At 46.0% G+C, this 302-nt stretch carries 1 protein-coding gene; it reads left to right on the plus strand.

What is annotated here, in order from left to right; all coding sequences use genetic code 11:
* Positions 1–193, plus strand: a 193-nt coding sequence (locus tag ACLRGG_RS21375) for a hypothetical protein (protein ID WP_416251584.1), incomplete at its 5' end; no start/stop codon positions are given.
* Positions 194–302 lie beyond the last annotated feature (109 nt).

Below are 302 nucleotides of genomic sequence, written 5' to 3' on the forward strand. Positions count from 1 at the left end.
CCACTCGGCCACCCCTCCGCACTTTATCCTTTACTCATTCGGTTTAAGAAAACGTCCTGAGCAACTGATGGGGCGCAGTATAGAGATTGTTACGGAGCTTGCCAAGCTTTTTTTTTCGTATTTTGTTGAAATTATGCGCTTTTATACAATTAATTTTAGGATGAGGGGAAATGGGATCTGGGGTCTGGCATAAAGAAGGTATGCGGTTATAAACGCAAAACGGGCCAGCTTTCGCTGACCCGTCAAATTTGATGGCGGAGGAGGAGAGACTGTCTCTTATACACATCTCCGAGCCCACGAGA

This window comes from Erwinia sp. PPS120, assembly GCF_047918655.1.
Taxonomy (GTDB): domain Bacteria; phylum Pseudomonadota; class Gammaproteobacteria; order Enterobacterales; family Enterobacteriaceae; genus Erwinia; species Erwinia tasmaniensis_A.